The following is a 13,427-nucleotide window of genomic DNA, read 5'->3' as shown; positions in this document are numbered from 1 at the left end:
AATTATTCTGTAAAGATATCCTTGAAAGCTTCCAGCCACTCAGATTTATGTTCTGCCGTATCCGTTTCGTCATCCTGGATCACACTGATGTTTTCCATTGGTTCCATGGAATCGCCTGCCGGAACGTCTTTGCGGATGGTTCTTCTGTACTGAGTATTGTTCATATATTCCTGAACTTCCTGACTTGTCAGCCAGTCTACAAACTTCTGGGCATTTTCTTCGTTCGGGCAGCCCTTGATAATATAAACGCCGTCACCACGGAAGATTACGCCTTCTTCCATATAGACCGTCTTAACAGGAGCGCCGGCTCCTACATACTGTGCAGATCCCTGCTCAAATGTAAGTCCAACTGTATACTCGCCGTCTGCAACGCCCTTGTACACTGCGGATGATCCGCCGAGGAGTTTTCCATCCAGCTGTGCGCAGAACTGTTTCACATAATCCCATCCATTCTCAGGATTTCCCTCTCCCATTGCGTAAAGCATATTTACCAGGTGCTCAAAGGATGAAGAGGACGCCGCAGGATCTGCAAATGCAATCTTTCCTTTCAGCTCCGGATTCAGGAGGTCTTCATAGCCTTTAATTTCGATATCGCCGATCAGATCGGTGTTTACCATAATAACGGACGGAATGGTATCGAATCTCGTCAGGTTTCCTTCCGTATTCTTGTACTCGTCGTAGAATGCATCTTCATTTACGCAGGTATAATCGGCAAAATACTCACTTTTGTTCTTAACGGTTCCGATTGTTCCTGACCAGAGAACATCCGCCTGCGGGCTGTCGGCCTCTGTCTGGATTCTCTTTAAGGCGTCTCCTGTTCCCATTGCCAGGCACTCGGCGTCAATTCCCGTATCTTCTTCAAACTTGGATAGCATGGAATCAATCATGGACTCTGTCAGAGGGCTGTAAATAATCAGTTTTCCTCCTCCGGCCTTATCATCTTTCTTATCGCCTGTGTCGGCAGCCTCAGATTTCACTTCTTCTTTCGCTCCATTGTCAGCCGGAGCTGCTTCCTTTCCGCCTCCGCAGGCCGTCAGGCCCAATGCCATTGCTGAAATGCATAATACGGATAACATTCTTTTTTTCATTGTAAACTCCTCCTCTTTATATGAAAATATATGAAACTCTTCCCATCAGATCAATACTGTCCGGCTGCTTCCCCTTTCAGCAGCATAAGTGCGGAACTTGTACCAATTCTGTCACAGCCTTCCTCCAGAAACAGTTCCAGGTCGGCCTTTGTCTTTACGCCGCCGGCGGCCTTAATCTTTACGTTCGGACCGATGTACTGTTTGAAAAGGCGCACATCCTCAATTTTTGCTCCAGCTGTTCCAAAACCGGTGGATGTCTTGATATAATCAGCTCCGCCATCTGTAACACATTGGCAAAGCCTGATTTTTTCTTCTTCTGTCAGATAACACGTCTCTATAATCACCTTCAGAACATGATCTCCGGCAGCCTTTTTCAAAGCTTCAATTTCTTTCGTGACTTTGTCAAAATCCCCGTTCTTTACGTCGCCGATATTAACGACCATATCGACTTCCCCAGCTCCGTCGGCGATAGCCTGCTGTACCTCAAATACTTTCACCGCAGTCGTGTTATACCCCAGAGGAAAACCGATCACCGTACAAATGTTGATCTTATTGCCATATGTATCTGCGATTCTCTTGATATAGCTGGGCGGTACACATACGGACGCCGTATGATTTTCCAGCGCCTCCTCACATATTTTCTGAATCTCGTCCCATGTAGATACTGCTTTCAGCAACGTATGGTCTACATGAGAGAGGATCTCCTGGTTTGTCATAAAATCCCTCCCTTTTTTCTGTCAGATCATCCTTCGTTCCAACTGACTTCATTATACCGAACTTCCTTTTTTCACACCATCCTAATAACAGTACAATTATCCAAAATTCTGAACTAACTGTCATTTGCCATATCCAATACATATTGTCAGAAAATAAACCCGCTCAATTCCCTGTTGTTTCAGGGCCCTTGTACACGCCTCTGCCGTACTTCCGGTCGTATAAATATCATCAACCAGCAGGACCTTATGCATGCTTTCCGGCACATGCACTGCCGTAAACGCCTTTTCCAGATTTTTAAACCGCTCCTGAGGTGAAAGGTCTTTCTGAGGTTCTGTCTTTCTGCTCCTCAAAAGAATGTCTGAATTTACCGGCAGGCCAAGCTGTCTGCCGATTCGGTCCGCCAGCAGCTCTGCCTGATTGTAGCCCCGCGTCCTCATCTTGGACGGATGAACCGGTACGGGAATCAGCGCATCCGGATGGATACGGAAGATTCTTTTTCCGTATCTCCTGACGATGGCCTCCCCATAGAAATCCAGATATTCCCTTTTATTATGATATTTTATCTGAGCCATGGATCCGGCTGCGGCATCATTGTAATTGAGAAGAGCCATTCCGGCTTCAAACGTACGAAGATGCCTGGTACAGTCATAGCAGTATTCTATTCTGTCGTTCATAACTTCTTTTCCACATTTTTTACACGTTGGGGATTTCACAAAAGATAATTTAGAAAAACATGACGGGCAGATCAGACTGCCCCCAGATGAGACGATGCCTTCACAGACGGGGCAGCGTCTTGGAAATAATGCGTCTGTCAAAAAAGACGCAGATTTTTTAAGAATTTTCTTCATATGATTTTAGGTGAACGCAGAGCGATGAAAGAGTCGAGCCAGAATTGCCGCCGATGCCAGATTCCGTTCCAGGCGGCAGCCGAGTCGCTTCATCTGAAATCGGCGGCAATTCTTTACTTCTTTCTACAGCGCTCTCTTTCATAATGTGATGTGTGTTGGATTTGCATGTTTACTATATGTTGTATTTGTATGTTGTATTTATATGTTGTATTTTTGTATCGTACCTGTGCGCCTGCCTTTTAGAATCTGCCGCTTTACAGCTGGGCGATCTCTTCTATCCGGGCCCTGAGTCCCGTATACCGCCTCTGCTCCGTTTCATTATTGACCATGGACTGAAATGTTTCAGGCAGGCCCACCAGGCATACGCAGTTCTTTGCTCTCGTCACTGCCGTATAAATCAGATTCCTTGTCATCAGCATGCGTGGACCGCTGTAAACGGGAATGATTACTGCAGGATATTCACTGCCCTGAGATTTATGAATTGTAATTGCATAGGCCAGTTCCAGTTCTTCCAGCTGCTTGAAACTGTACTCGACCATCTTCCCTTCATCGAACTCCACGGTCATGGTTTCGGCAAAAGAATTAATTTCACGTATGATCCCCATATCGCCGTTGAAGACACCGAGTCCGCTCTCCATGGGAATTCCGTATCGGCTGCGAGTCTCCCACTCCAACTGATAATTGTTTTTAATCTGCATCACCTTATCGCCGACCCGGTATGTAACGCCTCCTGACTCCCTTTCCTCCTTGGACTTATCCGGCGGATTTAAGAACTCCTGAAGAATCCCGTTGATCCTCTCCACTCCGAGGGCCCCTTTTCTCATGGGCGTCATAATCTGGATATCAAATGGCTCCGCATGTACGTATCCCGGCAGTTTTTCTTTGATCAGGGTGATCATGGCGCTGATTATGGCATCCGGATGATCCCTTTTTATAAACAGGAAATCATTGCTCCTCTTACCCAGAGGAATCTGTTCTCCTGCATGGATCTTGTGGGCATTGACAACGATGTCACTTTGAGATGCCTGACGGAATATCCTGGTCAGTTTCACTACGTTGAAACAGCCGGAATCGATAATATCCTTCAGCACACTTCCAGGTCCTACGGACGGCAGCTGGTTCACATCGCCCACAAGAATGAGCCGCGTGCCCACATTGACCGCTTTTAACAGGGAATGCATCAGATGAATATCCACCATGGACATCTCATCGATAATGACCACATCTGCTTCCAGAGGATTTTCCTCATTTTTTTCAAAATGCATCCCGGTACTGTCCTTTTCACCAGGCACCCCGTTCAGCTCCAGAAGGCGGTGTATCGTTTTGGCTTCCCATCCCGTAGCTTCCGTCATCCTCTTCGCCGCCCTCCCCGTCGGGGCCGCAAGGAATATTTCCATCCCCTCTCCTTCAAAATACTTGAGGATCGTATTGATTATCGTCGTTTTTCCCGTTCCCGGCCCGCCTGTTATAATTAAAAGTCCGCTGTTAACCGCTTCTGCTACAGCTCTGGCCTGAAGGGGATCCAGTTCGATCCCTTCCTCGGCCTGTATGGCATCCAAACGTTTATAGACCGCTTCTTCTGCTACACTGCCTTTAATATTCAAGTCAAACAACATCCTGGCCGTGTTCATTTCCAGGTAATAATACTGGGAGGCGTAGACAATGCGGACGCCGTCAACCTCTTTTACCACCAGCTTCTTATCGATCTGCATATCCATCAGATGCTTCTCCATATCTTCCGGGCGGACTTTGAGAAGCTCTGACGCGTTTGCAAGGAGTTCCTGCTCAGGCAGATATGTATGGCCGTTGTTCAGCGCCTGCAGAAGCGTATATAAAAGTCCGCATTGGATACGGTAATCCGAATCCGTAAAAATACCGGCCTGGCGGGCAATCTCATCCGCCATCTTAAATCCTACGCCGGGAATATCATCTGCAAGCCTATATGGATTCTCTTCGATGATCCCATACAGCCTGGAGCCATATTCGTTATAGATTTTGAGGGCCAGATTCATGGAAATTCCATATTTCTGAAGATACATCATAGCCTGGCGCATCTCTTTTTTCTCTTCCACCTGCTCCGAAATTGCCATTGCCATTTTCTCACTTATGCCCTTTACCTCGGAAAGCCGTTCTGGTTCTTCTTCCATGATGCGGAATGTATCTGCTTTAAAATGGCGCACGATTCTGGCCGCCAGGGCCGCCCCGATTCCCTTAACCGCCCCTGAGGCCAGATAGCGTTCTACAGAATGAATGTCCTCCGGCACCTTGATCTCATAGCTCTCTACCTGAAGCTGTTCTCCATAAATCGGATGATCGGTCATAGTTCCTGTCGCTTCCAGCATCTCTCCTTCCGATATGTAGTGGAACGTTCCTACCAGAATATACTCATCCTCCTCGGCAACAACATTGAGCACCGTATAACCGTTGTCTTCATTGCGATATTTTATTTTTTCCACAAAACCGCTGATCGTAGCCAATTTCCAACCCACCTTTTTCATTTGCTTTCGAAGCCGAACTCCCGCGCCAGAGGGCTTTTTCATTACATAGGATAGTTCGGAGAACTATCCTATGTAATGAAAAAGGGCCGCTGTCAGCGGCCCCTGCCTGTCCAATTCGTGAATCATTAATACTCCTGCTGCTTTCCATCTCCGCCATGGGTAAATTCAATGAACTTGCCCGTACCGATTGCAACTGCAGTCAGCGGGTCTTCCGCCACCATCGTTGTAATGCCTGTCTTCTCCTCAATCAGGGAATCCAGCCCGCTCAGAAGGGAACCTCCGCCTGTCAGCACGATTCCTCTGTCATAAATATCGGCGGCCAGCTCCGGAGGAGTTCTTTCCAAAACGTTGTGTACCGCATCCACAATCTGCATAGCCGGTTCGCGCAGCGCTTCCAGCGTCTCGTCAGAGGTCACAACAATCGTTTTCGGCAGACCCGTTACCAGGTTACGCCCTCTCACTTCCATAGTGAGCGTCTCCGGCCTCTTATATGCCGCGCCGATATTGATCTTAATCTCCTCAGCTGTTCTCTCACCAATCAGAAGATTATGTTTCTTTCTCATGTACCGTACAAGCGCTTCGTCAAAGTCGTCTCCTGCAACCTTGATAGACGTGCTGACAACGGTTCCTCCCAGAGAAATAACTGCAATATCTGCAGTACCGCCTCCGATGTCTACGATCATGTTTCCGCACGCCTTGGAGATGTCGATCCCTGCTCCGATCGCCGCTGCAACCGGTTCTTCAATAATCGTAACCTCTCTGGCTCCTGCCTGATACGTCGCATCTTCTACTGCCTTTCTCTCTACCTCAGTCGCACCGCTTGGGATACAGACACTGATGCGGGGCTTTCTTAATGTACGCTTTCCGACAGCCTTATTTATAAAGTATTTAAGCATCTTCTCCGTAATCGTATAATCGGAGATCACTCCCTGACGCAGCGGCCTCACAGCAACGATATTACCTGGAGTTCGTCCAATCATAAGTCTTGCTGCTTCACCGATTTCCATTATTTTATTCGTATCGCGGTCAATGGCCACTACAGACGGTTCTTTTAACACAACGCCTTTTCCTTTAATATACACAAGGATGCTGGCTGTTCCCAAATCAATTCCAATGTCATTTGACATCATCATATGTTTGATTCCTCCTGTCTTTGCTTTCTTTATTATATACAATCCACCTGTTTTTTTAAAGGCTTTTTTTATTTTTTATTATCTTTATGGTTTTTTTATAGAGGGGACATATTTCTGTCACAATTACCGGCTATACTTTAAACATGTTATCCGAAAGGATAGCAGGCCTTTGTTTCAAGTAATAACTTGAAATCAGAAAGCTTTTTCATACTCATACCGGACGGGCAACCGTCCGGCCCCCCTATAACATTTTCTTATTTATATACCTACCATTCCCAAATAACGAAAAGATGATACCCGCGCCTCCCCCAGGCAGCGGGTATCTTCGTGTCTGCGTATCGCTCAACTTCTTGCATTATCCTCTATTTTTTATATCCTCAGACTCCATTCCTTACAGTCCCACACCTTTGTCGCCAGGCCTTCATAAAATTCCGGCTCATGGCAGATCAGCAAAATACTTCCCTTGTATTCCTTCAGCGCCCTTTTCAGCTCTTCTTTCGCATCTGCGTCCAGATGGTTGGTCGGCTCATCCAGCAGAAGCACGTTCGTTTCCCTGTTTATCAGTTTGCACAGGCGCACTTTTGCCTGTTCTCCACCGCTCAGCACCCTGACTTGGCTCTCAATGTGTTTCGTTGTAAGGCCGCACTTGGCCAGAGCGGAACGCACCTGATACTGAGTGTAAGAAGGGAATTCCTTCCAGATTTCCTCTATACATGTAGTCGTATTTCCCGGCGCCATCTCCTGTTCGAAATATCCAATATGCAGATAATCTCCCAGCTCTACAGAACCTTCCAGGCTTGGAATTAATCCCAGAATACTTTTCAGCAGAGTTGTCTTGCCGATTCCGTTGGCGCCTCTGAGCACGATCTTATCACCACGTTCCATCACCAGGTTCAGCGGCTTTGAAAGAGGTTCCTCATATCCGATTACCAGATCGTTTGTTTCAAAAATATATTTCCCCGCCGTTCTGGCTTCCATGAAGTGAAATTCCGGCTTCGGTTTCTCTCTGGCCAGTTCGATTACTTCCATTTTATCCAGCTTCTTCTGCCGTGACATGGCCATATTCCTGGTGGCGACACGCGCTTTATTGCGCGCCACAAAATCCGTCAGCTCTGCAATTTCCTGCTGCTGCCTGCGGTATGCGGCCTCCAGCTGAGACTTTTTAACCTCATAAACCTCCTGAAACTTCTCATAATCGCCCACATAGCGGTCCAGCCTCTGTTTTCCATGTGGTAAATCAAATTGACTACGCTGTTCAGGAACGGAATATCGTGAGAGATGAGGATAAACGCATTTTCATATTCCTGCAGATACCGTTTCAGCCATTCGATATGCTCTGTATCCAGATAGTTGGTCGGCTCGTCCAAAAGCAGGATATCCGGTTTCTCCAAAAGCAGCTTGCCCAGAAGAACTTTTGTCCTCTGACCTCCGGAAAGCTCTGAAACATCTTTGTCCAGCCCAATCTCCTGAAGCCCAAGGGCGCGTCCCACCTCTTCCACCTTAGAATCGATAATATAAAAATCATGAGCCATTAAAAGGTCCTGAATTGTTCCGAGTTCCTCCATCATGGCTGTCATTTCATCTTCTGACGCTTCTCCCATTTTCTCGCAGATATTGTTCATCTGCTCTTCCATCTCAAAAAGAAATGAGAATGCACTTTTCAGCACGTCACGGATCGTCATTCCCTTATCCAGCACGGCATGCTGATCCAGATAGCCGGCTCTCACATTTTTTGCCCACTCTACTTTTCCCTCGTCCGGCTGCAGTTTATCGGTAATAATACTCATAAATGTAGATTTTCCCTCTCCATTCGCACCGATCAGCCCAATATGTTCTCCCTTTAAAAGCCTAAAGGACACGTCCTGAAAGATCGCTCTGTCCCCAAATCCATGGCTCAGATGTTCAACATTTAATATACTCATCGAAAAAACTCCTTTCAAACATCACCATTCTACATGACATAAGCAATTAACGCAAGCAAAAGAATCTTATCTTTTTCATTGCATTTCCGGCCAATACCGCGTATGATACGAATATCAGCAATAAGGAGGTTTTTATGTACACCTACACCTGGTATGAATGGATGGCTTTCTTCTATATATATTGTTTCTTTGGGTGGATTTTTGAATCCGTTTACGTATCCGTGCGGGAGCACCGCCTCGTGAACCGCGGTTTTCTCCGCCTTCCCATGCTCCCTCTCTACGGAACAGGAGCTGTCATGATGCTCTGGGTCTCTCTCCCTGTAAAGGGCAGTATCATTCTCGTATATATTTCCGGTGTTATCGCCGCAACGCTGCTGGAATACGTTACCGGTTATGTCATGGAACGGCTGTTTAAAATCAAATATTGGGACTACAGCAATCAGAAATTTCAGTTTCAGGGATATATCTGCCTCAGTTCTTCTATTGCCTGGGGATTCCTTACAATCTTTCTCACAGAAGTGATCCATCGGCCCATATCCGCCTTTGTAACTTCCGTACGGCCCGTATGGCTTCTGTCCGGAACTGCCGTAATCAGCATCTTCTTCGTCTGTGATGTCGTACAGTCCACAAGAGAGGCTCTTGCCTTAGGCAAGGTCCTGGAAACAATGACGAAACTGCGCGCTGACTTAGACGACATGCAGGTGCAGCTGGCTCTTCTCAAGGCGGAGGCAGAACAGCGCATCGATGAATTCCTGGAGGACAAGGAATTAAAGCTGGCTGAACTGCGCGCCAGGAAAGAACAGGTACTTTCTGAAAGTTTGAAATCCCTTATGGAAAAGCGTGAAACGATCACCCACCATATCGGTTTCTACCGAAAAGGCCTGCTTCTTGGCAACCCGACGGCCGTTTCCCGCCGTTTCAACGATGCATTAAAGGAGCTTCGTGAGCTGGCGCGTTCTCACACTGTGGATTAGCATTTGACTAAATCTAAAGTACTGCAAAAGTTAGTTTAGCAATGGGATCGATACCGGATTCCGTTCCAAGGCGGTGGCCAAGTCACTGCATCCGGTATCGATCCCATTGCTTTTTTTCTGCGCTTTAATCGGCCTTCTCTGTATCTTCACATCTGAGCCGGTATTCCGCCTTTTTATCAGGTTCGCTCAGGCTGATGAATGTCACATGGATTTCTCCATCTGCGATATAAGCCTTCTCACAGGCGTATTCACTTGCATTGTAACCGCATTTATCGTAAAAATAATATCCTTCTCCTTCTTCCATACGGGCAACTGCGATTGCCTGTTTTTGTTCATCCTTATGCAGGAAATAAAAATTACCGTCTCTGACCGTAATCAGCGTTCCGTCAATTTCACCGATCTTCTCAATATTCTGAAGCCGCGTGTCGGCCCTGTATATCGGCCTTGGAAACGCCCCGTCATTTGTCCAGCCTTCAAAATACAGCTGGTTATTTGACGTGTCCAGAGACAATCCCTTCCATGTGCTGTACGGTACCCGGTCCCTACCCGCTGTCTGCCTGTCACTTCCGTCGAGAGCGATACTGATCAGGCTCTCTGTTTTAAAATAAATGGTATCTGCTTTTTCGGCTCCGCGGTAAATCAGCCGGTCTCCTGCCATGATAACTGGCGTTTTCAGCGTCTCCGACGACTCCCACGATATCATGAGCGGATCGAGGAGCTCCCTTTTTCCCCGGCTGTCCACACGGATCAGTTCCCTCCTGCCCGGTATATGCCATCCGTCCTCCCCTGAATCGTTTTTCTCGAATTCAAGGGTTTCCGTCGGAACGCTCACATAGTAATCGTATCCGTTTCTGTAGAACAGGAATTGTCTTATCTCTTCCTGATATACCGTCTCTTCTCCGTCTCCATGGAAGAGATATGCCTGAGTCATGCTCTGGGTTTCCGAATTCACATCGGCAAACCACAGATCCGTCACCCGGTTTGTATAGGAATTGAGCATTGCCAGATGATTTTCCTCCATCTGATATAAGCCGTAATCATATGGATTTCCTTTTTCTTTTACCTCTTCGTTATTGATGATGCTGATTTTTTGGTCCGGGCCGATCCGGCCTTCATCGGGCAGAATATCCATCAGCGATCCAAAGGCCTCGTCTCTGAGCAGCTCCCCCGTTTCAAAATCATAGTAATATGGTTCCCCTTCCCATCCTCCGTCTATTTTATTTCCAATCAGAATCCCCCCGGAGGAAGCCAGAACTCTCGTGTCCTTTCCTTCTGCCATGTAAGAATCATCCACCTTCTCCATGTCAATGGAATGGGTCATTGTCCACTTCCCCTGTTTATTTTCATAGACTAAAATCCCCCATGGGCCATGGAATACGAGCATGCCCTGCACTCTGGAAGCGTAGTCGAGGTGAAGGTTTTTCCGGTCCGGATCCAGCGTTTCATTCGCCAGTTCTTCCAGATTCACAGGCGGACAGTCGACCGTCCGTTCATCGGGATCAAACTTTCCCGCAATAAAAATGGACGTCGGTCCGTCTGCGCCACCGATGATTGAGACCTCTCCTGATTCTTTCGGATTTGTAGACAGCGTACAGCCTGCCAGTACAGCTGCAACCGTAAGAATCGCGCCAATTCGGCCCGTCGGTTTTCTATAGCGCAGAATATTCTTCACCCTGATTTTTGTATGACTTTCTCCAAATGCCAGCGGCAGAAGAAGCCTGTTTTGCTTCACGGCGAACTTAAGCAGTATGGCTGAATAAGCTGTCCCTGCATGATCCCCTTTCAGATCCAGGACCTTCTCATCACATGACCGTTCCATATCTTCACACATCAGGCAGTAGCTCAGCCATACGATTGGATTGAACCAGTGTACGGCCAGCGCCAGAAATGCGGCCAGCTTCACGATATGATCCTTTCTCCTGATATGGACGCATTCGTGAAGAACTACGTATTCCTTCTCCTCTTCGTTCATTCCAAAAGGAATATAAACGGAAGGCCTGAGAAATCCGGCCGCAATGGGGGATGAAATCATGTCGGATTCATAAACGCGCGGTCCCTTCTCCTGTTTCGTGGACAGAATTGCTGTCTTCAGCCTTCTTTTCAGGCCTGCATATCTCAGAAAATTGATTGTAATGAACAGAACGCAGCCAGCTGCCCACAGGGCCGTACCCAGGGCAATCCATATCTGAATGGGATTTACCGATGCTGTTAAATCAGGAGCGGACATCTGCCCCAGCATTTGATTCACCGGCTCATCCAGAAAAAACACCCCCGAATCAACAGCCGGCTTCTGTTCATAGACAATGTGCTGTGCAATCGGCTCCGGATGGACAAAGAACGCGCTGAAATTCGTTTCCATCACCACGGGACAGAGCAGGCGGATTCCAACCGCCGCCCAAAGAATATATGCATACTTTCCCGGAAGCCTTCTGATCAGAAGTCTGGCCGCCATAATCACCAGAGCGACAACGCTGCCTGTAAAAGTCATATTTAATATCGTGATCAGAATCTCTTCTCTCATCTGGCCGCCTCCTCTATCATTTTCATAATTTCTTCCGCCTCACTCTTTGACAGTTTCCTGTCTTTCAGAAAGGAGGTCAGAAACGCCGGAAGAGAATTATCAAAGCTCTTTTTCAGAAGCTCCTCGCTCTCATACTTCTGTACCTGTTCTCTCGTAACAAGAGCACGTACGACTGCCTCCTCATTCTTTACAAATCCCCGCTCGCCAAGTTTTTTCAACACCGTATAACACGTGGACTTCTTCCATCCCAGCTCTTTCAGGGCTTCTCTGGCCAGATCCATGGAACGGACCGGCTCCATTTCCCATATTAAATCCATAAACCGGTATTCGCTCTCGTATAACTTTAGTTCTTCCATATTCCTCCCCTTCCTGCCGCAATATCCATATGGTCTATTATAATAGTCCTTTTCTTTAGTCTATCATAATAGACCACATGACACAAGGAAATATTTCTTACTTTTTCCTAACTAAAAGCTGCTCAGACTCTCACAGAAAAAAAGCCGTACAAGCACATACCTAATCAGATACAGCCTTTGATACAGGAATCCGGTATCAAAGGCTGCGTTTTTCTTCAGCGCACGATTCAGTTGTCTTTTCATTTGAGCCGGCGAAATACATTCTGAGGGACCGCCGCCACCTGCTGAAACAGCCGGTTAATCCATTCATTTCCCAGAATTCCCGTCAGGCATACACAGCCGCAGATCACCAGGATCACCTGAATCTTTGACGCCGGATTATAATAGTTATAAAATCCAAAAATCTGAAAGAGATCACGAACAATTCTGTGAAGAATATAGATCGGAAGTGTTCTTTCTCCCAGCTTCGTGAGAAACCGCACCCTCCTGTCCGGCAGAGCGGCCATTAATCCCATGGAAAGTGTAAATGCAATCCCATATTCCACAAGGCGGACCAGCCATGCCCATGGATATATTGCCTCAGAAAACCGCCAGTATGCCGCTCCGTAAACGACTCTCCGAAAAGCAATCAGATAGTCATACATGCCCAGAAATAGAATGGCAGCAACCAATACGGCGGCAGTCAGCACGATATTTCTCCCCGGCTTTTCTCTCACAAGCTTTTTCCAATCCTGTTCCATGCTGAAGTATCCCAGATAAAAAAAAGGCATAAAAGCCAGCACACGGTCAAGCGCCAGAAATTCTCCAATCCCTTTTCCGTAACCGCTTAAAAGTGCTGCCGCTGTCAGAAACAGCATTGTGTTTTTCAATCCCAGCAGCTTTTTCAAGCGGTCTGCTGCAGGGAGGAACATGTACCAGATTACAAGAGCAAGGAGATACCATGGCGCTCCCGCCTCATGGAAGAAATCGACCCGTGGTGGGATGCTTCCTGCCAGCAATCCTTCCGTCACATGAACCGCCAGCTTGTAAAGTACATAGAGCCAGGCCATTTTTAAGATTCGATCCCATCTAAGCCTTCCGTTTCTGTATATCCCCTTGGCAAAAAATCCGGAAATCAGGATAAATGCCGGCATATGGAATGCATAAATCAGGTATACAATATTTGTAGTCAGGCGCGTGGAGGCAGCCGGAAGCAGAAAATGTCCGATTACTACCAGTATGATCAAAACTCCTTTTGTATTATCGATCTGTAAATTTCTGTCCATCATTCTTATCCTGCAAACGATTCATCATTATCAGCCACAAAACGGCGGGGAGTCCGCAAAATACGATGATTCTGCAGCACTCCCCGCCGCCGTCCCGCTATACGG

At 47.1% G+C, this 13,427-nt stretch carries 9 protein-coding genes and 1 pseudogene; 1 reads left to right on the top strand and 9 read right to left on the bottom strand.

Features of this window, described 5'->3' with window-relative positions; translation table 11 throughout:
* Positions 1 to 2: 2 nt before the first annotated feature.
* From DXA13_RS08695 to DXA13_RS08670, 6 genes and pseudogenes are all read right to left on the bottom strand, one after another.
* Positions 3 to 1,088, bottom strand: a complete 1,086-nt coding sequence (locus DXA13_RS08695) for an ABC transporter substrate-binding protein (RefSeq protein WP_118243486.1) — start codon at positions 1,086 to 1,088, stop codon at positions 3 to 5.
* A gap of 50 nt (positions 1,089 to 1,138) precedes the next feature.
* Positions 1,139 to 1,804: a deoxyribose-phosphate aldolase gene (gene deoC, locus DXA13_RS08690; RefSeq protein WP_118243485.1), complete on the bottom strand. Its 666-nt coding sequence runs from the start codon at positions 1,802 to 1,804 to the stop codon at positions 1,139 to 1,141.
* Positions 1,805 to 1,924: 120 nt separating this feature from the next.
* Complete coding sequence (locus DXA13_RS08685) at positions 1,925 to 2,653, bottom strand: ComF family protein (protein WP_118243483.1); 729 nt, start codon at positions 2,651 to 2,653, stop codon at positions 1,925 to 1,927.
* 254 nt (positions 2,654 to 2,907) lie between these two features.
* Positions 2,908 to 5,130, bottom strand: a complete 2,223-nt coding sequence (locus DXA13_RS08680) for an ATP-dependent RecD-like DNA helicase (protein WP_118243481.1) — start codon at positions 5,128 to 5,130, stop codon at positions 2,908 to 2,910.
* A 146-nt stretch (positions 5,131 to 5,276) separates the two neighbouring features.
* Positions 5,277 to 6,284 (bottom strand): rod shape-determining protein, encoded by a 1,008-nt coding sequence (locus DXA13_RS08675; RefSeq protein ID WP_118243479.1) that lies wholly within the window; start codon positions 6,282 to 6,284, stop codon positions 5,277 to 5,279.
* Between the two features lie 369 nt (positions 6,285 to 6,653).
* Positions 6,654 to 8,206: pseudogene (locus DXA13_RS08670) on the bottom strand (ABC-F family ATP-binding cassette domain-containing protein).
* 134 nt (positions 8,207 to 8,340) lie between these two features.
* Between DXA13_RS08670 and DXA13_RS08665 the strand changes: the two are divergent.
* On the top strand, positions 8,341 to 9,180 hold the full coding sequence (locus DXA13_RS08665) for a hypothetical protein (protein ID WP_118243477.1): 840 nt from the start codon (positions 8,341 to 8,343) through the stop codon (positions 9,178 to 9,180).
* Between the two features lie 124 nt (positions 9,181 to 9,304).
* Here the strand turns inward: DXA13_RS08665 and DXA13_RS08660 are convergent, their stop codons facing one another.
* From DXA13_RS08660 to DXA13_RS08650, 3 genes are all read right to left on the bottom strand, one after another.
* Entirely contained in the window at positions 9,305 to 11,701 is a 2,397-nt protein-coding gene (locus DXA13_RS08660; RefSeq protein WP_118243475.1) for a M56 family metallopeptidase, read from the bottom strand.
* Positions 11,698 to 12,057: a BlaI/MecI/CopY family transcriptional regulator gene (locus DXA13_RS08655; RefSeq protein ID WP_118243473.1), complete on the bottom strand. Its 360-nt coding sequence runs from the start codon at positions 12,055 to 12,057 to the stop codon at positions 11,698 to 11,700. Before DXA13_RS08655 ends, DXA13_RS08660 begins: the two co-directional genes overlap by 4 nt.
* Positions 12,058 to 12,296: 239 nt before the next feature.
* Entirely contained in the window at positions 12,297 to 13,325 is a 1,029-nt protein-coding gene (locus DXA13_RS08650) for an acyltransferase family protein (RefSeq protein WP_118243471.1), read from the bottom strand.
* Positions 13,326 to 13,427: the final 102 nt, after the last annotated feature.

Source organism: Clostridium sp. AM58-1XD (assembly GCF_003464085.1).
GTDB lineage: Bacteria > Bacillota > Clostridia > Lachnospirales > Lachnospiraceae > Lachnoclostridium_A.
Note: the sequence above shows the minus strand (reverse complement) of the source record. Positions and strands in the feature narration are given on the sequence as shown.

Coding starts and splice junctions, on each gene's coding strand:
- DXA13_RS08695 (WP_118243486.1), bottom strand. CDS start 1,088: ATGAAAAAAAGAATGTTATCCGTATTATGCATTTCAGCAATGGCATTG.
- deoC (WP_118243485.1), bottom strand. CDS start 1,804: ATGACAAACCAGGAGATCCTCTCTCATGTAGACCATACGTTGCTGAAA.
- DXA13_RS08685 (WP_118243483.1), bottom strand. CDS start 2,653: ATGAAGAAAATTCTTAAAAAATCTGCGTCTTTTTTGACAGACGCATTA.
- DXA13_RS08675 (WP_118243479.1), bottom strand. CDS start 6,284: ATGATGATGTCAAATGACATTGGAATTGATTTGGGAACAGCCAGCATC.
- DXA13_RS08665 (WP_118243477.1), top strand. CDS start 8,341: ATGTACACCTACACCTGGTATGAATGGATGGCTTTCTTCTATATATAT.
- DXA13_RS08660 (WP_118243475.1), bottom strand. CDS start 11,701: ATGAGAGAAGAGATTCTGATCACGATATTAAATATGACTTTTACAGGC.
- DXA13_RS08655 (WP_118243473.1), bottom strand. CDS start 12,057: ATGGAAGAACTAAAGTTATACGAGAGCGAATACCGGTTTATGGATTTA.
- DXA13_RS08650 (WP_118243471.1), bottom strand. CDS start 13,325: ATGATGGACAGAAATTTACAGATCGATAATACAAAAGGAGTTTTGATC.